The sequence below is a fragment of the Streptomyces sp. MZ04 genome (assembly GCF_004684775.1).
In the GTDB taxonomy this organism is placed as follows: Bacteria; Actinomycetota; Actinomycetes; order Streptomycetales; family Streptomycetaceae; genus Streptomyces.
The window spans coordinates 1-26829 of sequence record NZ_SRIC01000012.1; the positions used below are offsets into that span (position 1 = coordinate 1).

The 26829-nt window shown below is 72.1% G+C and carries 23 protein-coding genes; 9 read left to right on the forward strand and 14 right to left on the reverse strand.

Features of this window, described 5'->3' with window-relative positions; all coding sequences use genetic code 11:
* Positions 1 to 165: 165 nt before the first annotated feature.
* Complete coding sequence (locus E2651_RS04780; protein ID WP_135329715.1) at positions 166 to 831, reverse strand: response regulator transcription factor; 666 nt, start codon at positions 829 to 831, stop codon at positions 166 to 168.
* Complete coding sequence (locus E2651_RS04785) at positions 828 to 1952, reverse strand: histidine kinase (protein WP_135329716.1); 1125 nt, start codon at positions 1950 to 1952, stop codon at positions 828 to 830. The genes E2651_RS04780 and E2651_RS04785 overlap by 4 nt, the downstream gene beginning before the upstream one ends.
* Before the next feature lie 188 nt (positions 1953 to 2140).
* Between E2651_RS04785 and E2651_RS04790 the strand changes: the two genes are divergently transcribed.
* Entirely contained in the window at positions 2141 to 2506 is a 366-nt protein-coding gene (locus tag E2651_RS04790) for a DUF6223 family protein (protein WP_135329717.1), read from the forward strand.
* Here E2651_RS04790 and E2651_RS04795 read toward each other — a convergent pair.
* A complete protein-coding gene (locus E2651_RS04795; protein ID WP_135329718.1) occupies positions 2493 to 4937 on the reverse strand; it encodes a polysaccharide lyase 8 family protein in 2445 nt (814 codons plus the stop codon). The two genes, E2651_RS04790 and E2651_RS04795, sit on opposite strands and share 14 nt — an antisense overlap.
* Before the next feature lie 125 nt (positions 4938 to 5062).
* Here E2651_RS04795 and E2651_RS04800 point away from each other — a divergent pair, with 125 nt between their 5' ends.
* The gene (locus E2651_RS04800; protein ID WP_135329719.1) at positions 5063 to 5746 is read left to right on the forward strand and encodes an alpha/beta hydrolase; all 684 of its coding nucleotides are present in this window, start codon (positions 5063 to 5065) and stop codon (positions 5744 to 5746) included.
* 84 nt (positions 5747 to 5830) lie between these two features.
* Here E2651_RS04800 and E2651_RS04805 read toward each other — a convergent pair whose 3' ends face one another.
* Both E2651_RS04805 and E2651_RS04810 read right to left on the reverse strand, forming a co-directional pair.
* Complete coding sequence (locus tag E2651_RS04805) at positions 5831 to 6658, reverse strand: hypothetical protein (protein WP_135329720.1); 828 nt, start codon at positions 6656 to 6658, stop codon at positions 5831 to 5833.
* 227 nt (positions 6659 to 6885) lie between these two features.
* Positions 6886 to 7737: a slipin family protein gene (locus E2651_RS04810; protein WP_135329721.1), complete on the reverse strand. Its 852-nt coding sequence runs from the start codon at positions 7735 to 7737 to the stop codon at positions 6886 to 6888.
* 101 nt (positions 7738 to 7838) lie between these two features.
* Here E2651_RS04810 and E2651_RS04815 point away from each other — a divergent pair, with 101 nt between their 5' ends.
* The 5 genes from E2651_RS04815 (at position 7839) to E2651_RS04835 (ending at position 12926) form a co-directional block, all read left to right on the forward strand.
* Complete coding sequence (locus E2651_RS04815; RefSeq protein WP_135329722.1) at positions 7839 to 8567, forward strand: class I SAM-dependent methyltransferase; 729 nt, start codon at positions 7839 to 7841, stop codon at positions 8565 to 8567.
* A 154-nt stretch (positions 8568 to 8721) separates the two neighbouring features.
* On the forward strand, positions 8722 to 9789 hold the full coding sequence (locus E2651_RS04820; RefSeq protein WP_135329723.1) for a PP2C family protein-serine/threonine phosphatase: 1068 nt from the start codon (positions 8722 to 8724) through the stop codon (positions 9787 to 9789).
* Positions 9790 to 9930: 141 nt separating this feature from the next.
* Positions 9931 to 10854, forward strand: a complete 924-nt coding sequence (locus E2651_RS04825; RefSeq protein WP_135329724.1) for an NADP-dependent oxidoreductase — start codon at positions 9931 to 9933, stop codon at positions 10852 to 10854.
* A gap of 4 nt (positions 10855 to 10858) precedes the next feature.
* Positions 10859 to 11797, forward strand: a complete 939-nt coding sequence (locus E2651_RS04830; protein ID WP_135329725.1) for an AraC family transcriptional regulator — start codon at positions 10859 to 10861, stop codon at positions 11795 to 11797.
* 106 nt (positions 11798 to 11903) lie between these two features.
* Positions 11904 to 12926: a D-2-hydroxyacid dehydrogenase gene (locus E2651_RS04835; protein ID WP_135329726.1), complete on the forward strand. Its 1023-nt coding sequence runs from the start codon at positions 11904 to 11906 to the stop codon at positions 12924 to 12926.
* Between the two features lie 78 nt (positions 12927 to 13004).
* Here E2651_RS04835 and E2651_RS04845 read toward each other — a convergent pair whose 3' ends face one another.
* The 9 genes from E2651_RS04845 to E2651_RS04885 all read right to left on the reverse strand — a co-directional run bounded on the left by E2651_RS04845 (position 13005) and on the right by E2651_RS04885 (position 24499).
* On the reverse strand, positions 13005 to 14207 hold the full coding sequence (locus E2651_RS04845; protein ID WP_135329727.1) for a type III PLP-dependent enzyme: 1203 nt from the start codon (positions 14205 to 14207) through the stop codon (positions 13005 to 13007).
* The gene (locus tag E2651_RS04850; protein WP_135329728.1) at positions 14204 to 16027 is read right to left on the reverse strand and encodes an IucA/IucC family protein; all 1824 of its coding nucleotides are present in this window, start codon (positions 16025 to 16027) and stop codon (positions 14204 to 14206) included. The genes E2651_RS04845 and E2651_RS04850 overlap by 4 nt, the downstream gene beginning before the upstream one ends.
* Positions 16028 to 16049: 22 nt before the next feature.
* Positions 16050 to 17252, reverse strand: a complete 1203-nt coding sequence (locus tag E2651_RS04855; protein ID WP_135329729.1) for an MFS transporter — start codon at positions 17250 to 17252, stop codon at positions 16050 to 16052.
* Positions 17252 to 19069: an IucA/IucC family siderophore biosynthesis protein gene (locus E2651_RS04860; RefSeq protein ID WP_135329730.1), complete on the reverse strand. Its 1818-nt coding sequence runs from the start codon at positions 19067 to 19069 to the stop codon at positions 17252 to 17254. Before E2651_RS04860 ends, E2651_RS04855 begins: the two co-directional genes overlap by 1 nt.
* Positions 19066 to 20316: an ATP-grasp domain-containing protein gene (locus tag E2651_RS04865; protein ID WP_135329731.1), complete on the reverse strand. Its 1251-nt coding sequence runs from the start codon at positions 20314 to 20316 to the stop codon at positions 19066 to 19068. Before E2651_RS04865 ends, E2651_RS04860 begins: the two co-directional genes overlap by 4 nt.
* Positions 20317 to 20408: 92 nt before the next feature.
* Complete coding sequence (locus tag E2651_RS04870; RefSeq protein WP_135329732.1) at positions 20409 to 21416, reverse strand: iron-siderophore ABC transporter substrate-binding protein; 1008 nt, start codon at positions 21414 to 21416, stop codon at positions 20409 to 20411.
* A 157-nt stretch (positions 21417 to 21573) separates the two neighbouring features.
* A complete protein-coding gene (locus E2651_RS04875) occupies positions 21574 to 22431 on the reverse strand; it encodes an ABC transporter ATP-binding protein (protein ID WP_135329733.1) in 858 nt (285 codons plus the stop codon).
* Positions 22428 to 23483: an iron ABC transporter permease gene (locus E2651_RS04880; RefSeq protein WP_135329734.1), complete on the reverse strand. Its 1056-nt coding sequence runs from the start codon at positions 23481 to 23483 to the stop codon at positions 22428 to 22430. Before E2651_RS04880 ends, E2651_RS04875 begins: the two co-directional genes overlap by 4 nt.
* A complete protein-coding gene (locus tag E2651_RS04885; protein ID WP_245238577.1) occupies positions 23480 to 24499 on the reverse strand; it encodes an iron chelate uptake ABC transporter family permease subunit in 1020 nt (339 codons plus the stop codon). Before E2651_RS04885 ends, E2651_RS04880 begins: the two co-directional genes overlap by 4 nt.
* Before the next feature lie 192 nt (positions 24500 to 24691).
* Here E2651_RS04885 and E2651_RS04890 point away from each other — a divergent pair, with 192 nt between their 5' ends.
* Positions 24692 to 25609 carry a (2Fe-2S)-binding protein gene (locus E2651_RS04890; protein WP_245238578.1) on the forward strand — a complete coding sequence of 306 codons (918 nt, stop codon included), beginning with the start codon at positions 24692 to 24694 and terminating at the stop codon, positions 25607 to 25609.
* A gap of 131 nt (positions 25610 to 25740) precedes the next feature.
* Complete coding sequence (locus tag E2651_RS04895) at positions 25741 to 26823, forward strand: 2-oxoglutarate and iron-dependent oxygenase domain-containing protein (RefSeq protein WP_135329735.1); 1083 nt, start codon at positions 25741 to 25743, stop codon at positions 26821 to 26823.
* Positions 26824 to 26829: the final 6 nt, after the last annotated feature.

Below are 26829 nucleotides of genomic sequence, written 5' to 3' on the forward strand. Positions count from 1 at the left end.
GGCGGGAGGGGCGTGCGAAGGGTGTCCAGCATATGGACCGGAGCCGGTGATGCAAGCCGAAACGACCGCCTGACCTGCGGGTTAAGGTGATTTGATTTTCTATCGGAATCTGGGGTCGACCGGAAAGCATCGGTGCTATAGGCGCGGGACATATGCGCCTGGCGATCAGCGGTCGCGCGGGGCCACCAGGCCGGACTCGTAGGCCAGAACGACCAGTTGGGCGCGGTCGCGGGCGTGAAGCTTGGTCATGGCTCGGTTGACATGGGTCTTCGCGGTCAACGGGCTGATCACCATGCACCCGGCGATCTCGTCGTTGGACAGGCCCTGCGCGACCAGGGCGACGGCCTCGCGCTCGCGATGGGTCAGGCCCTTCAACTCCGTTTCGCCGACGATGGCGTGGGGCGGCTGCGTGACGTACCGGTCGATCAGCTTGCGGGTGATCGACGGTGCGAGCAGCGCGTCGCCGCGCGCGGCGACGCGCACCGCGTGCAGCAGGTCCTCGGGCACGATGTCCTTGACGAGGAATCCCGCGGCGCCGGCGCGCAGCGCGTCGAAGACATACTCGTCGAAGCCGTAGTTGGTCAGGATCACGACGTGCACCCCGGCCAGGGCCGGGTCGGCGGCGATCTGCCGGGTCGCCTCGATGCCGTCGACGACGGGCATCTGAATGTCGACGAGCGCGATGTCGGGCAGGTGCTGTCTGGCCAGCGCCACGCCCTCCTGCCCGTCGGCGGCCTCGGCCACCACCTCGATGTCGTCCTCGATGTCGAGGAGCGCGCGAAAGCCGCTGCGCAGGAGCGGCTGGTCGTCGACCAGCAGGACACGGATCACGACATACGCTCCACGGGAAGCTCGGCCTGGACGCTGAAGCCGCCTTCGTCACGGGGTTCCGCGTGCAGGCGGCCACCCAGGGCGGTCACGCGTTCGCGCATCCCGAGCAGCCCGACGCCGGGCACCGGGACGGAGTCCGGCGATGCCTTCCCGTCGTCGTCGACCCGTATGGCCAGGGCGTCCGGCCGGTAATCGATCCGGACCGACGCCGTGTCGGCCGCGGCGTGCCGGGCGATGTTGGTGAGCGATTCCTGGACGATGCGGTAGGCGGTGCGGTCCACCGTGGCCGGCACATCGTGGCGTCGCCCTTCGATCGTCAGCGTCGCGTCCAGGCCGTTGCCACGGGCCCGTTCCACCAGCTCCGGGATGTGCGCGAGCCCGTGCGGCGGGGCCTTGCCGTCGTCGCGCAGCGCCTCCAGGGTCGCGCGCAGCTCCCGGGTCGCCTCACGGCCTGCGTCCCGGATCGCCAGGAGGGCCTCCGGCACCGCTTCGCCGCGCTTGCGGGCCACATGGACGGCGGCTTCCGACTGCACCTTGATGACCGAGATCTGATGGGTGAGCGAGTCGTGCAACTCCCGCGCGATGTGCAGCCGTTCCTCGTCGGCACGGCGCCGCGCGGTCTCCTCGCGGGTGCGTTCGGCTTCGTCGGCCCGCCGCTCGGCCTGCCGCAGCGCTTCCCCGGCGGCGCCGGCCGCGATCAGCCAGGCAATCTCCAGGGCGCCGCGGGCCCGTGCGTACGCCTCGCCCGTGTCGTGCAGGGAGACCAGGGCGGCGAGGGGGAGCGCTGCCAGCATCAGCACGCTCGCCACCACCGTGACGACGCGGTGTCCCGCCCGCATGGCCGCGTACACCGCGAACAAGAAGGCGACGACCGGCACGTCGAAACCGGCCGCCTGATACCCCATCGCGCACAGCCCGGTGGCGGCCAGGACCGCGACCGGAGCCCGGCGGCCCGCACCGAGCGCGAGGCCGCTCGCTGCCAACAAGGTGTAGCCGAGCACGTCGAGATCCGCGGCGGAGTGCTGCTCGGACCGCCCGGCGATCAGCAGCGCCCCTGCCACGCAGACCGCGACCACCCCGTCCCTGACACCGGCGGGAACGCCGAACCGTCCTGTGCTCATGCGGGCACCCTAGCCGGACGCCGTGGCGGGGGAGTCCGGCTGACGAAGGGGTGGACGCCTACCGCGTACGCAGTACTTCCGCGCCCCCTGCCACATCCGCGGCAGCACGAAGTGTCTGCGCCTGCGGGACGACCGGTGGCGCGCCCGGCGACAGGATCGGAGCCCTAACGAAGAATGAGGAGAAGGACATGATCTCGTCAGGACCCCTGATGACCGCCGCCGACGTGTACTCCATGAGTGCCGGACGCCTCGGGGCCACCACGGCAGCCGTGTTGGGGCTGATCGGCGTGGTCGCCGGCGGCCTTGCGCTGGCCCGCCCCGCCGGTCGCCTGGGCACAGGCACCGGGCGGCTCGGAGCCAACGCGGCTCTGGCGGCGGGGCTGATCGCCGTGACCCTGGGCGGTCTTGTCACGGCCACCGCCGACGGCGGCCTCGGTACCGGCAACGGCCTCGGCGGGGCCATCGTCGCCCTGGTGGTGGGCCTGATCGCCCTGGTACTCGGCGGCCTGGCCCAGGCCCGCGCCCGCCGCACGCGCCCGCTCACCCCAGCGTGACGGTCACCCGCTGGGTGGCGCCCAAGGTGTCGCTGAGATCGCCGAACGTCAGCTTCAGCGAGGCGCCCGTCGTCGCGGAGGTGACGGTGGCGGGCTTGGACGTCACCGCGGACACGGCGCGGTTCCAGGTGAGCGTCAGGGACGTCTGCGCGCGCATCGGATCGCTGACGCAGACGACCGCGGTCCCGTCGGTGTTCTCGCTGATCTGGACAGAGCAGGGGGCGCTCGCGGTGAGCGGGCCCGCCGTGCCGCCGAACCAGAAGTTCACGCCGGTGAAGCCCTGCGACGGCACGGAAACGCCTTGCCGGTCATCGGAGTTGGCGAGGATCCGCAGCCAGCCGGTGTCCGCGGCGCGGGCCGCCGTCTGGGCGGCGGACGCGCCCGGCATCAGCTGATAGGCGTACGTGCCGTTCGTCGGGGCGGTGCCGTGATCGACGTACAGCGTGAGGTACTTGCGGGCGATCGCGGTCGTGGCGCCGCCCTTGTTGATGTCGCTCCACTTGCCGGAGCGCTCCTCGCGCAGCGCCTTCACCGTCGCGCCGCCGGGGAAGACATAGCCGCCGTGGCCCCCGATGTGGGCCCACTTGGCGCCGGGCAGGGTCGCGGACCAGGGGGTGCTGGTCGGCTTGGTGACTCCGTCTACCTGGAAGGGAGTCGTACCCGTCGGGCCGAGGTTGCGGTTCTCGATCGTCGACTCGATCGCCGCGCCGTCCGTGCAGACGATGCCGGCGCCCAGGCAGACGATCGTGTCGTCCAGGCAGAACCAGGACTTCTTCGCCCGCAGCGTGCTCTGCAGGCCCTTCAAGTACTGGCCGATGGCGGCCCGTTGACCGTCGCTCGCACCGCCCACCCACTTCACGTCCGGCAGCGACGCGCCCCAGTCGCCGCCCGCCGCGTCCGCGAGCGGCTTGCGGGAGGCCGTGATGCCGGGCAGCCGGTAGGGGTCGACGGTGGGCCAGAAGGCGTCGCTGTACTGGCCGTTGGCGTAGGTGTCGCCCCACCAGTAGAGCATTCCGGATCCGGTGTGCCAGCCGCGCAGATTCTCGCCGTTGCCCGTCTCGTAGTACGTGATGCGGGGGTCCGCCATGCTGATCGACGCCGCCCAGCCGGGGCGCCGGTGCGTGGCGCGCGCCATGTTGGTGAAGAGGCGGTGCCCGGTGGGCTCGGCGGCCGGGGTCACGGAGGCGTCGTCGTCAACTCCCTTCAGGCGGGCGAGACTTGTCAGGCCGAGCGAGGGGTCGCTCAGGGGCGGGCTGTAGTAGTCGCGGCGCATCCAGCCCTTGACCAGGCCGCGCCAGCGGGCGTTCTCCGCCGCGCTCGCGCCCTGACCGAGCAGCACGATCGCGGACATGATGGGGTGGCCGCGCAGATGGTCGTCGGCCTGGATCTTCTTGGCGTCGGATGCGGCGAGGCCGCGGCTGATGGCGCGGCCCGCGACGCCGTCCATGACGAGGCCGTTGTAGAGGAAGGGCGCCCAGGCCTTCTCGACGGCGTCGAAGACGATCTGCCGCTTGGCGTCGGTGACCTCCCAACTGGAGCCGCGCAGCAGCGAGAAGAGCATGCCGAGGCCGCCGAGCATCACCGATCCGTACGAGCCGGTGTAGGGCACGGTGGTGTGCTGGATGAACGAGCCGTCGGTGTAGAGCCCGTCGCCGGTCGTCACGTACGGGAAGACGGGGGACAGCGCGTCACGGGCCAGGGCGATCTTCGCCGAGCTGCCGCCGACGACCCCGCGCAGGGCGAGCACCCGGCACAGGTCCACGCGGTTGGCGCCGGTGCTCGTACCGGTGTAACTGCCCACCGCGGAGTCGGGCACGAAGTGGTCGACGGCCTTGCAGTAGTTGGCCACTTGGGTCGCCGAGAGGTGGTCGTACATCAGGACGCAGACGTCGAGGAGATGCTGCGGGGCGCCTATCTGCCAGCTGTACCAGTTGCCGAACCGCGCCTGGTTCTCGTTGTAGACCTGTGTGTAGAGGTGGTCGAGGCCGGTGAGGATGTCGGCCTTGAGGCCCGCGTCGCCGGTCAGGCCCGTGCCCTCCTGGCGGTAGGCCTGCGCCATGGTGTTGAGCCTGCTGTAGCCGGTCACCACGTTCGCCGAGTAGCCGTACGACTCCTGGTCGGTGTCCGGCTCGGGGTCGGCGTACGAGGCGTCGGGCCACAGGGATCCCGTCGCGGGCGCCATGGTGTTGCGCAACTGCCGTGCCGTGGCGCCGAGTTCGGCGAGGCGGCTCTTGAAGGGCTCGGCTGTGGGGGAGAAGCCCTCGCCGAGGATGAGGGTGCGCCACTTGGCGCGCAGCGCCTCGTACGCGTCGGCGGCCGCCTCGTCGGCGGCCGCCGCCTCCGCGGAGGGCAGCAGACCCGAGGAGGTCAGGGCGAGCGCGGAGGCGCTGGTGGTGAGCAGGAAGGAGCGGCGGGACCAAGGAGAGTGCATGGGGTCTCCGATGGTGGTGGGAGGGGGGAGCCAGAAGGGGCCACGCGAGGAGCAAGCGCTTTCTAGCATGGGTGCGGGCCACCGCTCAATAGGTCTAGACGTCTTCGCGCTGTAGCGTCGGGCCCATGGAAGATCACGCGGTGGTGGATGTCGGCGACGTACGCCTGGCCTATCGGAGCTGGGGCGACCCGTACGGCGCTCCCGTCGTGCTGCTGCACGCGCTCGGCGGCTCATCGGCGGACTGGGACGAGGCCGGGCAGATGCTCGGCGAGGAATGGCGTGTGTACGCCCTTGACCTGCGCGGGCACGGCGAGAGCGACTGGCCCGACGAGTACTCGTTCGAGCTGATGTGTGAAGACGTGCTCGGCTTCCTCGACGAGCTCGACCTCGACCGCGTCGGCGTCGTCGGCCACTCCATGGGCGGCGTCGTCGCCTACCTCCTGGCCGAGGAGCATCCCGACCGCGTCGAGCGCCTCGTCCTGGAGGAGACGCCGCCGCCCTACCCGCGCGAACCGGTCGAGGCCGAGCGCCCCGACGGGCCCATCGACTACGACTGGCCCGTGGTCCCCGCCATCCGCGGCCAGGTCGACACCCCCGACCCGGAGTGGGCCGAGCGGCTCGGCGAGATCGTCGCGCCGACGCTGATCGTGGCGGGCGGACCGGACAGCAGCATGTCGCAGGCGCGGATCCCCGACATGGCCGCGGCGATCCCGGACTCCCAGCTGATCACGATCCCGGTCGGGCACGCGGTGCACGAGGCGCAGCCGCGTCAGTTCGCGCAGCAGGTCAGCGAGTTCTTCAGCAGCTGACTTCGGCAGCTGACGGCGCGGGGCCATCGGCCGGGCGGGTGCGGCGCGCGGTCCGGCCGCGCCCGCACCCGCCGAATTCGGGGGTTACGCGGGCCGGGGCCGGGACTGGTAGAGGCGGGTGTAGTAGCGCCCGTCGGCCTCCAGGCCCGCCGGGTCGTCACCGGCCTTGCGCACCAGCTCGACGGCGCTGCGCTGTTCCTCCGGATCGCTGAACAGCCGCTGCGGATAGGTCCGTTCGGGATCGGTCTCGGTGGCGAGGCCATGGGCGTCGAGACTGGCCAGGATCTCCTGGAAGGGCACCGTGCGCAGCACGAACGCGCTCACCCAGACCGGCAGGGCCGTCGCGTCCAGGAGGGCGCCGAAGGTGCGGTGGGTGATGTAGCCGATGCCTCCGGTGACGGTGATCAGACCGACCCGGGCGACGGCGCGGCGCAGCTCGGCGCTGGGCGGGTGCCGTTCGAGGTTCTCGGCATACGCCTCGTCGAGCAATCCCACCTCGAGGGCGTAGCGCGTGGCGTTGTCGGCCGTGTCGAGGCCGATCACGGGGACCGCGTCCGCCCGCCTGCTCGAGGCGTAGAACTCCTTGTCGCACTCGATGAGTTCACCCCGGCTGAGGCCGTTGGTCGTGGGGCCGGTGTAGTGCGCGTACAGGTCGGCGAGCGAGAGGTCGTGGTTGAGGAGCGCCGCGTTGATCCCGTACGAGCAGCAGAGGTCGAGGACCGTGACGGGGAGCTGGGTGCCGCGTACCGCGGACCGCTGGGCGAGCGTGCGCCGGAAGACGTCCTGGGCCTGGTGCGGTATCTCGTACTCAAGGGGGGAGAGCGTACGGAAGTAGGCGCGGGGGTCAGGCTCGTTGTAGATGTCGTCGAACCGGGTCTTGCCTGCCGCGGTGGTGGTCCGGGCACGGGTCATGAGGCATCCTTCCTGGTGCTGGGCGGAGGATCTACGGCCGCGATACGTCTACCCGACCCCTGGCTCGACCCGATAGACCTCCTGGCGGTTACCGGCCACATCGGCGGCCGTGCTTCCCTGCCGCCGAACCGGCCCGTGCCCTGGGGGCACTGGTCAAGGGCGGATCACGCGATGCGGTCCAAGGAAGCCTCCCAAGCTGGTTCAGGCCCGAACGGCTGGGACCTTGCCTATGCGGCGGTGGGCCGTTTGGGCATCGGCCCCGCCGCGGGGGCCGGTGGTGCGGGCGGCAGCGTCTGTGTCTGCTGTACCGGTGGCTGTGCCTGCTGGGCCCGTTCGAGGAAGCGTAGGAGTTCGACGGGGAAGGGCAGGACGAGGGTGGAGTTCTTCTCGGCGGCGACGGCGACGACGGTCTGCAGGAGGCGGAGCTGGAGAGCCGCGGGCTCCTCCGCCATCTGGTGCGCGGCCTCGGCGAGCTTCTTGGAGGCCTGCAGTTCGGCATCCGCGTTGATCACTCGCGCCCGGCGCTCACGGTCCGCCTCGGCCTGCCGGGCCATCGACCGCTTCATCGTCTCGGGCAGCGATACGTCCTTGATCTCGACCCGGTCGATCTGCACGCCCCACCCGATGGCGGGTGAGTCGATCATCAGCGCCAGGCCCTGGTTGAGCTTTTCGCGGTTGGAGAGGAGATCGTCCAGGTCGCTCTTGCCGATGATCGAGCGCAGGGACGTCTGGGCCATCTGCGAGACCGCGAAGCGGTAGTCCTCGACCTGGACGACGGCCTCGGCAGCGTCGACGACCTTGAAGTAGATGACGGCGTCCACCCGGACCGTGACGTTGTCCCGCGTGATGCCGTCCTGCGCCGGGACCGGCATCGTCACGATCTGCATGTTCACCTTGTGCAGCCGGTCCACCATCGGCACGATCATCGTGAACCCGGGGGCGCGCACCGCACGCTGCAGCCGCCCGAGCCGGAGCACCACACCCCGCTCGTACTGCTTGACCACCCTGGCCGCCGCCCCCACGTACACCAATCCCGCGCACGCGGTCGCGGCCCCTGCTGCGAGCAGCTCTTCGACCATGACGACCCCCTTTGTCTTCCGAGTCGTCGTCATTACCAAGATATGCCCTGGTTTGTCCATGGTCGAGCCCGCTGCCGCGCCCGCTGGCTAGGGTGGAGCCGGTGTTCACCTCTCAGGGACCCACACTCCGCGAACTGGCCGTGCAAGCCCTTTCCTCCATCGAGCGCGGCTACGACCTGCTGGCTCCGAAGTTCGACCACACCCCCTTCCGTACGCCCGACCGGATGCTGCACGCGGTCGCGGACACGCTGCGTGACCTCGGCCCGTTCGACGCGGGCCTGGACGTCTGCTGCGGGACCGGCGCGGGTGTCGAGACGCTGCGGCCGCTGTGCAGGGAGCGGGTCACCGGCGTCGACTTCAGCGCCGGGATGCTGGCGGCGGCCAGGGCCACCGTGCCTGGGCGGGGCGGCGGGCCACGCGTGGAGTGGGTGCGCGCCGACGCCCGTGCCCTGCCCTTCGCCGATGCCTTCGACCTGGCGGTCAGCTTCGGCGCGTTCGGCCACTTCCTGCCCGCCGAGCGGCCACGCCTTTTCGCCGAGGTCTTCGGGGCGCTGCGGCCCGGCGGGATGTTCGCCTTCCCGATCGGCGCGCCGCCGCCCCGTACCGCGCCGCTCTACTGGGCGATGCTCGGCTTCGACGCGGTGATGCGGGTGCGCAACGCGCTGTGGCGGCCGCCGTTCGTCATGTACTACCGGACCTTCCCGCTGCGCGAGGTCCGCGAGGACCTGGTCCGCGCCGGGTTCACGGTGCGGCTGTATCCGCTGGAGGAGTTCGGCCGCCGGGCCGACGGCAGCCCCAACTGGCGGCTTGTCGTGGCCCGCAAGGGGTGAGCACAGGGACAGCGCGCGCCATCCGAGCGGCTCAATCCCTGGTGCCTCGGGGCCGTCTTCGGCTGGTTGTGCGTGCGGGGCAGGAGAGGTGTAGAGATGAGGTGTGTCGCAGCGCCTCCTGCCGGTCCGTGGGTCGGCGCGAGCGAGTCGTGCGATGGTGGCCATCCCGATCGCGCTGATCGTGGCGGTCTCCGTGGTCGACGTCCTCGCACCGCCCGACATTCACCTGGGTCCTCTGCTGGTCGCGGCCCCGGCGATCACCGCCTCCTTCGGCGGCCCCTGGATGACGGGTCTGGTCGCCGCGCTCGCGGTGGTGGCCCAGGCGGTCATCGGGGTCATCCGGGACCGGGACGAGCTGTTCTCGGCGAACCATCAGGCGCAGATCATGGCCCTCATCCTGGTCGGCTCGAGCCTCGTGGTCTTCTGCGTGCTGCGCGAGCGCCGCGCCCGCGAGATGACACAGGTGCGGTACGTGGCCGAGACGGCCCAGCGTGTCGTCCTGCGGCCGCTGCCCAGGGAGATCGGACCGCTGCGCGTCGCCTCCCTCTATCTCGCCGCCGAAGCCGAGGCGCAGATCGGCGGCGATCTGTACGCGGCCGTCCGCACCGGCTCCGGCACCCGGCTGATCGTCGGCGACGTACGGGGCAAAGGCATGACCGCCGTCGATGAGGCCGCGCTGCTGCTCGGCGCGTTCCGGGCCGCCGCCCACCGTCAGGCGAGTCTGCGGGAACTGGTGACCTTTCTCGACGGAAGCGTGTGTGCCGGGGACGTGCCCGAACCCGGTGAGACGGACGAGTCCGACGAAACCTTCATCACCGCGACCGTCCTGGAGATCCCCGACCACGGCAGTGGGGTCGGCATGATCGACTGCGGGCATCCACCGCCGGTCGTGCTGCGTGACGGCCGCGCCATGACGATGGACGCCGAGCGGCCGGCGCCTCCGCTGGGCCTGGGCGAGCTGGTGCGCGGGGGCTATCACGTCGACACGTTCACGTTCGAGGAGGGAGACCTCCTGCTGCTGTACACGGACGGCGTCAGCGAGGCCCGCGACGCCTCCGGCACCTTCTATCCGCTCACCGAGCGCATCGCGGGCTGGACCGAGACCGACCCCGAGGCGTTCCTGCGCCGCCTCCGGCGTGACCTGCTGCACCACGTCGGCGGACGCCTGGGCGACGACGCCGCCATGGTCGCCATCGAGCGCCCGCACCCGGCGCGGGCCTGAGGAACGGCAGGCGCCGGGTGAGCCGAGAGAATCCCTGATCAAGACGATGGGACATGTTTCCGAGACATTGAACCATTACGCGGCTCATTCGATCTCCCTAATGTTGAGGACATCAACCCCGAACGACAAGGGAGAGTTCCCGTGCGTGCAGTTGTCCAGCATTCCTATGGCGGCCCCGAGGTCCTGGAGACCGTCGACATCGACCGGCCCGAGCCCCTCGGCGGGGAGGTGCTCATCCGCGTACGGGCCAGCGGCGTGAACCCCGTGGACATCGCCGTCAGGTCGGGGGTCTATCCGCTCCTCGGCGGGACGTTCGGCGTGGGCTGGGACATCTCGGGAGTGGTGGAGGAGGCCGGTCCGGGCGCCCGGTTCAAGGTGGGCGACGAGGTGTTCGGGATGCCGTTCTTCCCGCGCGCCGCGACCGGCTATGCCGAGTACGTCGCCGCCCCCTCGCGGCAGGTCGCCCGCAAGCCCGCGTCGCTCGACCACGCGCAGGCGGCGGCCGTCCCGCTGGCCGCGCTGACGGCATGGCAGGGCCTGGTGGACGCCGCCCGCGTGAAGGCCGGCGACCGGGTCCTTGTCCACCGCGCCGCCGGGGGAGTCGGGCACTTCGCGGTGCAGATCGCGAAGGCGCGGGGCGCGCACGTCATCGCGCTGGCGAGCGAGCCGCGGCACGCGTTCCTCCGGGACCTCGGCGCCGACGAGGTGATCGACTACCGGGTCACCGACTTCACGGACGCGGTACGTGATCTCGACATCGTCTTCGACTCCAACGCGGACGGCGCGCGTTCGCTGAGCGTGCTGCGTCCCGGCGGCACGCTGGTCAGCATCATGGAGCACGGAAACAAGGAGCTCGCGGCCGAGGTCGAGGCGGCGGGGCGGCACTTCGCGGGTGTCATGGTCGAGCCCGACTACGCGTCCCTCGAGGCGATCTCCGCCCTGATCGACGAGGGACGGATCCGGCCCCATGTGCAGGAGACGTTCCCGCTCGAAGAGGCGGGCAAGGCGCATGAAGTGGTCGGCTCCGGCCGGGTGCAGGGCAAGGTCGTGCTCACCGTAGGGTGAAGGCGTGGACATCCTGACCGAGGCGTTGAGTTCGATGCGGACCGGGCTGCCGTCGTCCGTCCGCACCGACGGCCGCGCCCCCTGGGGGCTTCGGCTGCCGTCCGTCGCCGGGGCGGGCTTCCATGTGGTGCTGTACGGGACGTGCTGGCTGGTCCCGCTGGGCGACGGCCCGCCCCGTGAGGAGCCGATCGCCCTGAGCCCGGGTGATGTGGTCTTCCTGCGCGACGGGCGCGGCCACATCCTCTCCGACCACCCGTCCACACCGGCCGAGGAGGAGCGACCCGAGCAGTTCTGCGCCGGATCGCCGGTCGGCACGCTGAAACTGGGCGGCGACGGCGCGCTGACCAGCCTCCTGTGCGGCAACTACCACCTGGACCAGGGGCGGCCGCACCCCCTGGTGCGCCAGCTGCCCGAGGTGATCCATCTCCGGACGGGGCACGGCCGCCACCCCGAGCTGAGCGCCGCCGTCCAACTGCTCGGGATGGAGCTGGAGAACCCGCGGATCGGCTCGTCCGGCATCGTCCCCGCGCTGATCGACTCGCTGCTGCTCTACATCCTGCGCGCCTGGCTGGAGGACCAGCCCCCGGCGGCCGCGCGGGGCTGGGCCGCGGCGCTCGGCGACTCGGCGGTCGCCCCGGCGCTCGCGGCCATCCACGAGGATCCCGCCGCCCAGTGGACCGTGGAGTCGCTCGCCGATCGGGCCGGGCTCTCGCGTGCGGCCTTCGCGCGGCGGTTCGCGGCGCTGGTCGGCGAGCCGCCCATGGCCTATCTGACCCGTTGGCGCATGACGACCGCGGCCCGGCTGCTGCGCGAGTCCGACATCCCACTGATCGCCGTCGCCACGCAAGCCGGCTACGGCTCCGATTTCGCGTTCGCCAAGGCGTTCAAGCGCGAGTACGGACTGGCCCCCGGCGGCTACCGCCGGCAGGCCCGAAGCGCCTGACGGCACGTGCGGGGCCGCGGATCCCGGTTGACCACCCCGGAGGCAAAGCCCTAGGTTCGGTGAACGCGTGTTCACCAGCGTTTTCCTAACCACGGGGGTCTCAGGAATGGGTCGTGCACCAGACGTTTCGCCGTACCTCGCACAGCACGCGGAGAAGCCTGACCCGCTTCCCGCTCTGCCGCACGACGCCGCCCTGTACGTCGAGTTGCCCCTCGACTGCGCCGAGCGGGAACGGATCCGCGCCGCCGTGCCGGGACCGGTGTGGTTCGCCGAGCCCGACTCGGCGTCTCTCGACGACGCGCGAGCCCTCGCCGCCTCCCACATCGCCCTCGGCAATCCCCGCCCGGAGTGCGTGGCCGGGGCTCCCGAGCTGCGCTGGCTGCAACTCGCATCGGTCGGCATCGACAGCTACCTCGGCCTCGACTGGCCGGTCCTCGAACAGCGCCTGACCGTCACCAACCTCGGCGGTCTCTTCGCCGAGCCCGTCGCCGAGACCTGCCTCGCCGGGATACTCGCGCTGTACCGCGGCATCGACGTCCTTGCCGGGCTGCGGGCCGACGAGACCTGGGCACGCCACGACGTACGCCCCGGACTGCGCCTGCTCGGCGACGCCGACGTCCTCATCCTGGGCCGGGGCGCCATCGCCCGGCGCCTCGCCGGACTCCTCGCCCCCTTCGGCTGCACGGTGTCGCACTTCGCCCGCGGCGACGGCGACCTGCGCACCCGCGAGGAACTCGACGCCCGGCTGCCCCAGTTCGACATCGTCGTGGGCCTCCTTCCCGGTACGGAGGAGACCGCCGACCTCTTCGACGAGCGCCGCATCGGCCTGCTGCGCCCCGGCGCGGTCTTCGTGAACGCCGGCCGCGGCACGCTCGCCGACGAGGACGCCCTGGTCACCGCCCTCGCCTCCGGCCGCCTCGGCGGCGCCGTCCTCGACGTCACCCGCGAGGAGCCGCTACCCGCCGGGCACGCCTTGTGGAGCTGCCCCAACGTGATCCTCACCCAGCACACCGGGGGCGGCTCGCGCGGCGAGACCCAGCAGGTGCTCGACCTGTTCCTGGACAACTGGCGGCGGCTGACCACCGGAGCACCGCTGCTCAACACCGTGCGGTGGGACCGGGGGTTCTGAGGCCGCGGGTTCTGGGGCCGCGGGTTCTGGGGCCGGGGGTGGGACCGGCGCTCAGAGCGTTCAGAGCGTTCAGAGCGTTCAGAGGAAGTGGAAGCCCGGCCGCGGGTGCATGAGGAAGTCGTGGTGCGAGATGTTCCACGCGTACGCACCCGCGAGCCCGAACACCACCCGGTCGCCCGCCCGCAGTCCGGGCGCCGCGACCCGCCGTGCGAGCACGTCCTTGGGCGTGCACAGCTGGCCCGCGAACGTCACCCGGTCCTGCCGCGCCTCGGACCGGGGCCAGGGGTGCGGCCACGGCGCGCGCGTCGGCAGCACCGCGCAGGGCTGGTCGTGTCCCTTGGCCGCGGGGGTGCGCAGGTGATGGGTGCCGCCGCGCACCACCGCGAATTCCTCGCCGTGGCTCCGCTTCACGTCCAGGACCTCGGTGGCGTACCAGCCGCAGTACGCGGTGAGCGCGCGCCCCGGCTCGATGCGCAGCGTCAACTCGGGGTGCGCGGCGCAGAGTTCGGCGAGGCCCTGACCGTACCGAGCCCAGTCGAAGCGGGCCTCGGGGTCGGCGTAGTCCACGCCCATCCCGCCGCCGACGTTGACCTCGGTGAGCCGGATGCCGTGCCGCCGTGCGAGCGCCTGCGACCAGGCGACGACGGACGCGGCCACCGCGAGCTGCTGCGGCGCGTCGAGCCCGCTGGCCAAGTGGGCGTGGACGCCGACGAGTTCGAGGCACTCGAGATCGCCGGACGCGAAGGCGGCGACCGCGTCGTCCGCCTCCGCCGGGTCCAGACCGAAGGGCGTGGGGCGTCCGCCCATCGCCAGTGAACTGCCCGCGAGCGCCTCGGCGTCCAGGGGGAGGTTGAACCGCAGCAGGACGTCGACGCGGGTCTCCGGGGCCACGCGGGCGGCCAGCGCGGCGAGCATCCGCAGTTCGTACGCGCTCTCCACATGGAAGCGCCGCACGCCGAGATCCAGTGCCGCCGCGATCTCGTCCGGGGTCTTCCCGGGGCCGCCGAAGGCCAGCGGGCGCCCGGCCACCGCCTTGGCGACATGGGCGAGTTCGCCGCCCGACGAGACCTCGTAGCCGTCGACGTACGGCGAGAGCGCGGCCAGGATCTCCGGCTCCGGGTTGGCCTTGGCGGCGTAGTAGAGCTCCACCTGCGGGGGCAGCGTCTCGCGTACGGCGGCGGCATGGGTGCTCAGCGCCGACAGGTCGTACAGATAGGCGGGCAGTTCCCCGCCGGCGAGGGAGAGGGCACGGTCACGTACGACCGAGGGGGGAGTGGTCATCCGGCGGCGCTCCAGGGGACGTCGGGGCGGGCACCGAGGTCCCGCACATGCTCGGTGAGCGGAAACGGAGAGGTGAGGCGGACATAGCCCGCGTCCCGGTCGGCCTTGCGCTCCCAGCGGGTGAGCAGATTGGCCTTGGCGGGCAGTGGCACCCCGGCGAGCAGCGCGCTCAGGCGCGGCGGGCAGCCGTGCGCGGTGGCGAACTCCCGCAGGGTGGACCGCACTTGGGACCAGAGTGCGGGTTCGGTGTGCGGGTGGAGGTCGGCGAGCGCGGCGAGCAGCTCGGCGACATGGTTGACCAGGAGGCAGTAGATGACGCGGTCCCAGCCGCGCTGTGCGTCGTACGTCATCGGGCCCGCGACCTCGGGCGGCAGCGCGGCCAGGGTGTCCGCGTGGCGCTCGGGCAGGAGCTTGGTGCCCTCCAGGTCGCGGAAGAGCACCTGGGCGGGCATGCCGTCCTCGTCGACGCAGACGAGGACGTTCTGCAGATGCGGCTCGAGCACCAGGCCGTGGTCGAAGTATGCGGCGAGCACGGGCGGCAGCAGGAGCCGCAGGTAGGCACCCCACCACTGGAGGGCGCGCTCGGGCCCCGCGCCGTCCAGGAGGCGGGAGATGTGGCCGGGCCCCGTCGGGTACTCGTCCGCCACGGCCCCGGCGAGCAGCGGCGTCGTCCCCGGCCGGAGCCGCCCGGCGAGCCCTTCACGGACGATCACCCCGAAGCCTTCCAGGAGGGCGAGGTCGGGCCGGCCGTCCGGGCCCGGCAGCGCGAGGCTGCGGTAGGCCGGTTCGCGGAGCACGGCGCTGCCGGGGAAGCGGACGGCCAGGTCGTCCAGGGCGCCTTCGAGTACGCGGGTGAGCGCGACGGCGCCCGACAGTTCGTAACTGGCGTTCTTGCGCAGGCAGTTGGTGATGCGGATGTTGAGGCTGAACTTGAGGAAGGTGCCGCCGTCGTACAGCGTGCGCACCGAAGCGGTGGCCGCGAAGGGGGAGCGTCCGGTCCCCAGGTCGACGACGTCCGCGCGGTCGAGGGCGGCGCGCAGACCGGGGTGGTCGCGCAGCAGATCGTACTGCCAGGGGTGCACGGGAAGGAGCCGGTAGCCGTCCGGCACGTCGCCCAGGCGGTCGAGGGGAGCGGCGGCGTCCGGCCGCGCGGTCTCCTCGGCGACGAGGTGCTCCCGTACGGCGAGGTGGCGCAGCGGGAAGGCGGCCGCGGTCTCGGGAGCGTACGCGGACCAGTCGGACAGGTCGCCGCCGCGGGCCTTGGGCGTGGGGTGGAAGCGGTGGCCGAACAGCAGGGAACGCTCGGAGGCGAGGTAGCCCGCAAGCCACTTCGGGGACTGGTCGCCGACGGGGGCGGGCGCCGGGCGTTCGGCGGCGATCGCGGCGCTGACCCCTTCGTGGCTGGAGGCGATCTGCTCAAGGAACTCTTCGTTGCTGACGCCCGTACGCAGGAACAGCTCGGCGTGCGTGTACTCGGCCAGGCGCGGCCAGTCCACCCCCACCCAGCGGCCGTCGCGCTGCTCGGTCACCGGTCCTGTGAAGCGGTGGGCGCCGAGCAGGGAGGCGCGGCGCAGCGCCACGCGCAGCAGGACCCCGCGGCGCGGCAGCCGCAGCAGGAGGTTGCCGTCGACCACGGCGGTCTGGTGCTCGGGGCCCGAGACCTCGCGCAGCAGACAGTTGAGCAGGGTGTGCGTCACGGCCTGGTCGGCGCTGGGCAGACCGGTGGGCGCGGCGGCCCCGGCGAGCGCGGCGCCGGACGGGGAAGGCGGGGCGGGCGGCCCCCAGGACTGGGCGGGGAACGTGCCGGTCGGCAAGGACATCAACGGCTCCAGCGGATGCGGACTAGCGGCGGAACGTGGCGGGAAGGGCGGCGGCGATCAGGGCCACCAGGGCGATCACGGTGCCGGTCAGGACGGGCGCGGACGGGCCGAACAGGCTGCTGCCGGCGGCCGCGGCGAGGCCGGCGGCGACCGCGCCTCCTTTGGAGACGAGCTCGAGCGAGCCGAACATCCCGCCCGGCGGGCGGCCTTTGGCGCAGTCGGCGGCCAGCACGGACAGGCTGACGAGGCCCAGCGTGAGCCCGGCGCCGAGCAGCAGCCGCACGCCGACGAAGGCGGGCAGTGAATCGGCGGCGCCGTGCCCGGCGAGGCCGAGCGCGACCAGGGCGAACCCGGCGGCGATCCCCGGTCCGGGGCGGCGCTCGAAGAGCCGGTGCACCCGCATCGCGAAGAGCAGGTAGCACAGGTGCGGCAGGGCGAAGAGCGCGCCGGACGCGACCGGGGAGACGCCGGGTATTCGGTCCTCGATCAGCGCGATCAGATAGGGGAAGGAGATGACGGTGGAGAAGACGAAGGCGAACTCGAAGGCGTAGAGCGCGGTGAGGGGGGTGAGCGGTCCTTCGGCGTCCTGCCTCCCGGTCACGGCCGCTTCGGCGGGCTCCGCACCCGGTTCCGGGAGCAGGGCGAGCATCGCGGCGGCGGCCAGCGGCAGGACGGCAAGGAGCGCGTACTGGCGGTGCGGCGAGATCCACGGTGCCAGCGAGCCGACGGCGATCGGCGCGAGCACGAGGGCGGCGCGCGCCGCACCCTGCATCAGCGTCAGCGCCCTGGACAGGCTCGGGCCCGTGAGCGCGGCGGCCAGAAAGCCGTTGGACGCGGCGAACGTGCCCCCGAGGATGCCCTGGAGGACCAGCGCCGCGGTGAACGCGCCGAGCGAGTCGGCCCAGCCCGCGAGCAGGAACGAGACGGCGAGGCCCAGTTGGGCCCGCAGCAGCAGCCGTTTTCGGCCGTAGCGGTCGGCGGCACGGCCCCACAGCGGGGCGCCGAGCGCGCCGAACACGGTCGGTACGACGTACAGGAGCCCGGCCCAGCGGGCGGTCGCGTCACCGAGCCCCGGCAGGATCTCGGTGAGGAACGGCGGCAGTCCGAGCGCGGCGAACGACGCCACGAAGTAGCAGGCGGCGACGGCGTGCACCTGCCGCCGCCCGAACTCGGCCCCCACTGCCGGGCCGTCCGTGAGTGCGCGCGGTGACGAAGCGGTGGCCATCACGAAGTTCCCCTTCGTAGAAGGTAGTTGGGGCCTGTCGTGTAGTGCTTGTTGATGTCGGCGGCACCGGAGCGCTCCTTGGAGAGCAGGGTGCCCGCGGTGACCATCGCCTTGACGGGCAGCTCCGCCGCGTCCAGGACGTGCGTGCGCAGCGGCGCTCCCGGCTCTCCGGGGCCCGTGCCGAGCCGCGCGACCGCCTCCGCGAGCCGGTCGCGCACGAGCCGCAGCAACCGGTCCAGCGGGGCGTGGCCGTGCCGGGCGAGCCCGAAGGCGTAGGCGCCCGCGCAGAGATGGACGGTGATGGTGGTGAACAGGTCGAGCACGGGCCCGTCGCCGTCGACGAAGATCCTCGCGTCGTCGAACTCCCTTGGATCGGGGGCCTGTTCGCCCATGACGTCACGGAGCCGGGCGTGGTGGATGCGCGGCCCGTCGTTGTCCTTGAGCAGCAGCCGCAGGCGAGTCCGCCCCGGTGCCTCCTCGTCCAGGACCAGCGAGATGTTCTGCTGGTGCGACTCCAGGGCGATGCCGTAGGCGAAGAGGGTGGTCTGCCAGTCGAAGAGCAGGGTGAGTGCGGCGTCGAGGAGGGCGAGTGGATCGCCGCCGTGGAACCGCTCGGCGAGCCGGTCGATCAGCAGCGGTCCCGCACCGCCGGGCACCGGGCACAGCAGGGCGGCCATCGGCACGACGACGGCTTCGTCGAGGCCGGCCGGATACCGGCGCAGGAGCACGGCGAGCAGTTCGTGCCCGGCGTGCGCGTAACGCGTCTCGTCGGCGTGCAGGACGACGCCCTGGAAGCGCGGTTCACGGGCGATGACGCTCTCGATGAGCCGCTGGCCCGCGGCGCCGTCGACGAGCGTGCCGGGTTTGATGGTGCGCCGGTTGCGCAGCCCCAAGGTGGCGGTGGCGAGCGGCAGTTTGAGGTGGTGCGAGGCGTCCGCGGTGCGGGCGACGGTCCGCATCGACAGGGTCGGTACGACGTCGGGGCCTGGCCCGTCAAGGAGCTCGGCCCGCCCGTCGAGCCCCGCCGCGCGCAGCGCGTCCCGCAGGGGGCCGCCGACGGTCAACGGGTGCACGGGGAAGAGGTAGTGGCTCCCCTCGTACTGCGGCAGGCCCGCGGCCAGGGGCGACAGCCAGGTGTCGGTGCCGCCGCCCACGGTGACGTCCTCCCGCGGCACGGCGAGACGGCGCAGCGCGAAGCGTGGATGGAACTCGGGTGCGTACGACCGGAGTTGGGCGACGGACAGTCCGGATCGGCCGCGCGAGGTCGGATAGACCGGGTGATCGGCCCGCGCGGCGAGGGTGTCGTATCCGAGCCCGGCGGCGAGACCGGTCCAGGTGGCCGGGTCCTTGCCGAACCGGTCGGTGAGGAGGCCGTCGACCTCCTCGCGTGTCTCGGCGTGCAGCCGCACGGCGTCGAGCGCCAGCCCGCACTCCTCGGCGAAGGCGTCGAACCCGGCGCGGTCCGCCGGATCCGCGAGATCGCGGAGTGCGGCCATGACGGTGTGCGCGTCGCCGAGTTCGGAGCCGTCGGACTCCCGCAGGAGCAGGGGGAGCCGGGCGGCGTACACGCCTTGGAAACCGTCCTCGTGCACCGCCATCAGTAAGGCGTCACCGGTCGCCGCGCCCCGCGCCGGAAGGGCGAGCCGCAGCCGCAGCCGCAGCCACAGGCCGTCCGGCCGCCGAACGGGCTCGCTGCGGGTGCGCCACCCCACGACGTCCTCCCGCAGGAGGGTGCTCAGGACGCGGAGCAGGAGGTCCGTCCCGGTCCCGGCGGCAGGAGCCAGGTCCGTGGGCGCCAGGTCCGTGGGGCGCGTCACGGGGTGATCTCCCAGTGCTGAGCGGCGAGGAAGTCCGCCACGGCGCGGTCCACCGCCGACTGGTCGGTGCCGGTGGCGCGCACGACACCGAGGAAGTCACGGTTGGTGCCGTACAGCTCGTGCCGCTCGCCGACCCGGCGCAGCGGACGGTACGTCAACTGAACCCCGTCGAGTGTCACTTCACTCGCGGACGGGGCCGCCGTCAGGGTTCCCGCGCGCTGGGCGCACGGATAGTCGAGCCGGGCTCTGCCGTCGGCGCGCGCGCCCAGATCGGCGGGCAGCGGCTCGCCCAGATGCGTACGGAGGATGTGCTCGAAGAGCGGGATGCCGAGGAGCTGCGCGAGGAGCAGATCGCACTGGTCGCCGATGGCGCGGTAGTTGACCTCTATGAGCCGCGCCCGGCCGTCCGCCACCACGAACTCCGTGTGGCAGGCGCCGAACCCGACGCCCAGCGCGTCGAGTTGGGCGAGAACCTGCGCGACCACCGGCTCCGGATGCGCGGGTTCGAAGGCGAGCCGCTCCTCGATGAAGTACGGCGGCGGGGACACGTCCGTGCGGAAGCCGCCCAGGACGTGCCGCAGCCGGCCGTCGCCGAGGGTCTCCAGGGTGCACAGCTCCCCGGTGAGATACTCCTCGACGACCAGCGCGGCGCCGGGGCGCCTCGCCTGTATCTCCGCGCACCGCTTCACGAGCTGGTCGGGCCCGTCGACCAGGACCACGTCCTCGCTCGCCACGCCCTCACGGGGTTTGAGCACGCACGGGTACGGCACGTCGAGGGCGGTGAGCTCCGCCGGATCCTGCCCCGCGGCGAGCTCCGCCGACCACACCGCGTCGGCGCCCGCGGCGGCGAGATGGCGGCGCATCTGCGCCTTGTCCTTGGTGCGCAGCGCCGCCCGCCAGTCCTTGCCGGGCAGCCCGAAGTACTCGGCGGCCAGGGCGGTCTGGGTCTGCAGGTGGTCGCTGTTGGTGAAGATGGCGTCGGGGGTGTGGTGCGTCGAGATCCGGCTGATGACGGCGCGGAAATCGCGTACGTCGCACTCCAGGATCTCCAGGTCCGGGTGTCCGGGCAGAGGAGACTCGGACTGATGTGCCTCGGTCCGATGTGCCTCGGTCCGATGTGCCTCGGTCCGATGGGACTCGGGCTGATCGGTGAGGAGGGTGACGTCGAGGCCGAGTCGGCGGGCGGCGGGCAGAAAGCCTTCGGTGACCGAGTCGGTGGGGTTGCGGGCAAGGACGTACAGCCGCATGGGCGAGTCCACTTCCGGGTGTGAACGCGAGTGCGTGGGTGCGTGGGAGGGAACGGGGACGGCCTTGTGAGGGGCCGTCCCCGTGACAAGTGCTACTTCTTGGGGAGTTCGACGCCGGTGGCCTTCGCCACGTCCTCGAGGACGTGCTCAGCGGCCTGGACGCCGATGCCCGACATCCACGTCTCGTCCGGCACGGTGAAGACCTTGTCCTGCTTGACGGCCTTCAGGTCCTTCCAGACGGGGTTGGACGTGACGTCCTTCTTCTGGGTCTTGTCCGGCGCGTCGGCGACGGTCACGAAGATCAGGTCGGCCTCGGCCTTGTCGATCTGCTCGGGGCTGACGTCCAGCATCGGCTTCTCGGGGTCGGCCGAGTTCTGCGATGCGGGGCGGGTCAGGCCGATGTCGTTCAGGACGATGCCGCTGTAGGAGGACTTCTGGTAGAGCCGGGTCGGGCCCGCGATGAAGCGGACGACCGAGGCCGACGGCATCTTCCCGTCGTACTTCTTCTTGATGGACTCGCCCAGGGCCTTGGCGCGCGCCTCGTAGCTCTTCATCGCGGCGTCGGCCTGCTTCTCCTTGCCGAGCGCCTTGGCGTGGACCTTCAGGTTCTCCTTCCAGGGGGCACCCGTCGTCTCGGTGAAGACGGTCGGGGCGATCGCCTTGAGCTTGTCGTAGACCTTCTCGTGGCGGACCTTGGAGGACAGGATCAGGTCGGGCTTGAGGGAGGCGATCAGCTCCAGGTTCGGCTCCTCCATCGGGCCGACGTCCTTCACCCCGCCGATCTTGTCCTTGAGGTACGAGGGGAAGCCGCCCGCGGTCTTGAAGTGCGGGGAGACCGCGCCGACCGGCTTGATGCCGAGCAGCGTGACGTCGTCGAGCTCGCCGGTGTCGAGCACGACGACCTTCTCCGGGCTCGCGGGGATCTCGGTGCTGCCCATCGCGTGCTTGATGGTGCGCGGGAAACCGGCGTCGGCGGCGGAGTCCGACGTGCTCTTGCCGTCCTTGTCGGAGTCGCCGCCGCACGCGGCGAGCGTGCCGGTGCCGAGCGCCACGGTGAGCAGGACGGCACTGAGCCTGCGGGTGAGACTTCGGTTGGTCATGAGGGTTGGGTTCCCTTGCTGTGAGCGGAGGTTGGGGCGGGACAGGCGGGACAGGCGGGACAGGCGGGACTGACAGGACAGAGACGGGACAGGCGGGACTGACAGGACAGAGACGGGACTGACGGGACTGACGGGATGAACGGGACGAACGGGACGATCAGGCGGGGACGGCCGGATCGTCGTCCGAGGTGTGCCGGGCGGCTCTGCCCTTCGGCACGACCAGCGGGGTGCCGGTCTCCGGGTCGGGGATGACCCGGCAGTCGACGTCGAACACGTCCTTGACGAGGTCGGCGTCGAGTACGTCGGCGGGCGCCCCGGCGGCGGCAAGGCGGCCGTCCTTGAGGACGACCAGATGGTCCGCGTACCGGGCGGCCTGCCCGAGGTCGTGCAGCACCATCACCACGGTGCGGCCCGCCTCGGCGTGCAGATCGGCCACCAGGTCGAGTACGTCGAGCTGGTGCCGCAGATCGAGGAAGGTGGTCGGCTCGTCCAGGAGCAGCAACTCGGTGTCCTGGGCCAGTGCGAGGGCGATCCAGGCGCGCTGGCGCTGACCGCCGGAGAGCCGGTCCACGGACTGGTCGCGCAGCTCGGAGGTGCCGGTGCGCTCCAACGCCTCGTCCACCGCGGCCTGGTCGGCCTTGGACCAGGGGCTGAGGAAGGTCTGGTGGGGGTAGCGGCCCAGGCGTACGAGCGCTTCGACGGTGATGGCGTCGGGCGTGACCGGCTGCTGCGGCAGCAGACCCATCCGGCGGGCCAGCGCCCGCGCCGACATGCGGTGGATGTCGGCGCCGTCCAGGGCGACACTGCCGCCGGCCGGGGCGAGCAGCCGCGTCAGGCCTCTGAGCAGGGTGGACTTGCCGCAGGCGTTGGGGCCGACGATCGCGGTGACGGCGCCGCCGGGCAGGGTGACGTCGAGGCCGCCGACGACGACCTTCTCGCCGTAGCGCAGGTCGAGGCCGTGCGTGGAGAGCTGGTTGGCGGGGGACGTCCGCGTGGACGTCTGGGTGGGGCTCATGCGGCACTCCGGTTGACGGGCCTGCTCTGTCGGATCATCAGCACAAGGAGCCAGGGGGCGCCGAGCGTCGCGGTGACCACGCCGACCGGAAGCCCGGAGACCGGCAGCAGATGTTGGACGATCAGGTCCGACGCGAGCAGCAGGATCGCTCCCGTCAGACCGGTGAGTGCGAGCGTCCCGGGCGTCGGCGGGCCCGCGACGAACCGCACCAGGTGCGGGACCGCGAGCGCGACGAACGCCACGGGGCCGGTGAGCGCGGCGGCCAGCGAGGCCAGGACGATGGCGGTGACCAGGAGTTGGAGCCGCGAGGCGGACGTGTTCAGGCCGAGGCCGCCCGCCGACTCGTCGCCCAGGTCCAGGACGGCGAGCCGTCGCTGCAGGCCGAAGGCGGCCATGAGCGCGAGCGCCATCGTGCCCCCGGCGGCCCACACCTCGGTCCAGTTCCGCCCGTAGAGCGATCCGGTGGTCCACTGCAGGGCGGAGCTCGCGAGTTCGGCGGGGAAGCGCACGACCATGAGGTTCACGGCGGCGGCCAGGCCCGCCTGGACGGCGAGGCCGACGAGCACGAGCCGGGTGACGGTGAGCCCCGAGCGCCAGCCGAACACCCCGAGCAGCAGCGCGGCGAGCATCCCGCCGCCGAGCGCGGCCACCGGGATGAGCGTCTGCGAGGCCCCGGTGGCGAGGAGCACGACGGCGCCGAAGGAGGCGCCGCCGGTCACGCCCATCACGTCCGGTGAGGCGAGGGGATTGCGGAACACCCGCTGCAGCAGCGACCCGGCGATCCCGAGCCCGACGCCGGCGATGACCGCGGCGGTCATCCGGGGCGCCCGGAATTCCTGTACGACGAGGACGTCACCGGGGTCGCCGAGACCGACGAGGCCGCGCAGCGCGACGGAGGCGGACAGCGGCATCTGCCCGGTGGTGAGGGCGAGTGTGACGAGGACGAAGAGGACGGCGATGCCGGGGACGGCGAGCAGCGTGATGCGGCGCCGCTGCCTGGCCCGCGCCCCGGTCGGCGCGGCCTTGACGTCACGTACGGCGAGGACGGTCATCGGGCCACCTTCCGGGCGAGGACCGCGAGCAGCGGTGCGCCGAGGAAGGCGCTGACGATGCCGACCTCGAGTTCGGAGGGGCGTACGACGACCCGGCCGAGCACATCGGCGGCGAGCAGGAGCAGCGGCCCGGCGATGAGGCAGCCCGGCACGAGCAGCCGGTGGTCGGAGCCGACCGCGAGCCGCACCAGGTGCGGGGCGGCGAGCCCGATGAAGGCGACGGGGCCGGCGACCGCGACCGCCGAACCGGCGAGCAGCACGACCGCGATGCCGCCGACCACCCGGATCCTGGCGACGGGCACGCCGAGCGCCTGTGCCGAATCGTCGCCCAGGGCGAGGGCGTTGAGGGCGGGCGAGATCGCGAGGGCGATGACCAGACCGATGACGAGGGTGGGAAGCACCGGCCAGAGCACGTCGAGGGTGCGCCCGGACAGCGATCCCGCGAGCCAGAAGCGCGCCTCGTCCAGGGTGCGTTCGCTGGCCAGCATCACGGCCTGGGTCCAGGAGAGGAGCACCATCTGCAGGACCACACCGCCGAGGGCGAGCCGCACCGGGTCGAGATCGCCGGCCCGGCGGGCAAGGAGCTGCGCCAGCATTCCGGCCCCGGCGGCTCCGGCGAAGGCGAACCACAAGTACTCGATGGGCTGGGTGAGATGAAGGGCGTAGATCGCGACGACGACCGCGAAGCCCGCGCCCGCGTTGATGCCGAGCGTGGTCGGTGAGGCGAGCGGGTTGCGGGTGATGCCCTGGGCGACCGCTCCGGCCACGCCGAGGGCGGCGCCCACCGCGAGCGCGACGACGGTGCGCGGCAGCCGCAGCCCCGTGACCACGATCGCGTCCCTTCCGTGGGCGTCGCCGAAGAGGGCGTCGGCCACTGTGGACAGCGGCACCGGGCGTGACCCGAGGGCCAGGCTCAGCGCGGCACACAGCACCAACGCGCCGAATCCGGCGAGGAGCAGAGGGATCCGCCGTGCGGAGAGGTTGCCTGGTGGGGCACCCCGATCGATCTTGGACACGGGGGTGGAGTTTAGGTTAGGTATACCTAAGGTTGTCAACTCACTGTGAATGACTTGTTACCTGTGGCGGTGACATGGGGGGCGCACCGCGCAAAAGGAGGCGCAGCGCGGAAAAATAAGGTAAGCCTTGCCTTGTTGCTCGCGGATCAGTTCCGGCGTGCGACCGATGTTCCTGCCCTCCGAGGAGTACGAGTGCCGCTGACCGTGGCCCCGGTGATGGCGCCGACCGCCACCGCGCCGAGCCCCGCCGTCCTGAGCCCCGCCGTCCTGAGCCCCGCCGTCCTGAGCCCCGCCACCCTGATCGCCGCGACCTACCGGCGGCTCGCCGCGCGGTGCGAGACGCTCGCGGTCACGGTCGCGAAACGTGACTCCACGGCACGTCAAGGGTGGCTCACCGGCGCGGAGTTGGCGGAACATCCGGAGGCGCTCGCGGCCTTTGTGGCGGCCGAGGCCGACCGGATCCGCGCGGGCCACGCCCACACGCCACGGCCGGACGTCGCGGCGTCCCGCGCGCTGCACGACTACCTCTGGTCCGTCTCGCTGCTGATGAGCGGCGCCTGGTACCTGGAGCGGCGCGTGCCGCGCGTCCGGCCCGAGGACGTGCGGGTCGACCTGGCGACCGGGGCCTTCGAGGTCGTCCCCGGCTCCTTCGCCTGCTTCCCCGACGACCCGGCCGCCGGACTCCCCGGCGTCCGGGTGCTGCCGGACGAGGAGTCGCTGCGCACCGAACTGCGCGCGGCGGTGGTCGCCCACATGCGGCCGCTGCTCGACGCGATCGGCCCTCAACTGCGGCGCGGACCACGGGCGTTGTGGGGCATGGCCGGTGACGACCTGATCTCCGGGATCTGGTACGTGGGGCGGATGCTCGGCCAGGAGGAGGAGTCGCTGCGGGCCGTAGACGCGCTGCTCCCCGGGCCCGTCGCGCCCTTCCCTGGCGGCGCCGCCTTCCGGCATCTGACGACCCGTGACGGGATGCGCCACCCCACCCGGACACGTCTGGGCTGCTGCCTCTACTACACGATCCCGGCGGCCGAAGCGTGCGGAACCTGCCCCCGCGTCTGCGACTCCGAGCGGCTGCGCAGGGTGGAGGCCGAACGGGCCGGGGCGTGACGCGCGGTAGATCGTGTCCGAGCCGACGTCTCCGCGCCGATGCCCCCGCGCCGATGCCCCCGCGCCGATGTCGCCGCGCCGACGTCCCCGCCCCCCTAGCATCACGTCGACGCCCACGACAGGAGCCGCCCATGTCCCGGTCCACGACTGAGCCCTCCAGGCCGTTCGCGGTGCCCGTCATCGACATCGCTCCGTACGTGGTGGACGGCGGCCAGGAGGCCGAACGGGCCCGTGTGGCACGGGAGATCGACGACGCCTGCGCCCGCGTCGGCTTCGTCCAGATCCTCGGCCACGGCATCCCCGACGCGACCCTGGACGGCCTGACCGGCGCCGTGGACGGCTTCTTCGGGCTGCCCCTATCGGAGAAGAAGGCCTACCGGGTCGCCGGGGCGAACCGCGGCTACAGCCCACCGAAGAGTGAATCGCTCAGCCTGAGCCTCGGCGTCGAGTCCGCCGCGCGCATGAACGACTTCTTCGAGGCCTTCAACATCGGCACGGAAGCCCGCTCGTTCCCCGAACTCGACCTGTCCGAGGACGACTACGGGCTCAACATCTGGCCCGCCGAGGTCCCCGGCTTCGAACCGGCGGTGCGGGGCTACTTCGAGCAGGCGGGCCGGGTGGCCCGCACCCTCACCCGGATCTTCGCCGACGCCCTGGGGGAGCGGCCCGACTTCTTCGAGGCGCTCACCGACCACTCCATCGACGTACTGCGCATGAACAACTACGCGCTGCCGGAAGGCACCGTCGCCCTCGACGGTGACCTGATCGGCATGAGTGAGCACACCGACTTCGGCCTGGTCACCGTGTTGTGGGCGGACCAGATCGCCGGGCTGCAGGTGCTCGGGACCGACCAGGTCTGGCACGACGTCACCCCCGTCGACGGCGCGCTCCTGGTCAACCTCGGCGATCTGACCGCCCGGCTCACCAACGACCGCTGGATGTCCACGCTGCACCGCGTCAAGCCGCCGATCGTCGACGGCGGCATCGTCCGGCGGCGCTCCGTCGCGTACTTCCACGACGGCAATGTCGACGCGGTCATCTCCACCCTGCCCAGCCATCTGGACGCCGCCGACTCACTGGCCTACGAACCGATCCTCGTGCGCGACCACATCAAGGCGAAGCTCGCGGGCTCCCGGCAGGGCAAGGCGAACGCGGCGGCCGTGCGGGAGGCGGCGCGGGTGCTCGCCGCAGCCGAACGGGAGGAGCGGGCCTGAACGGCC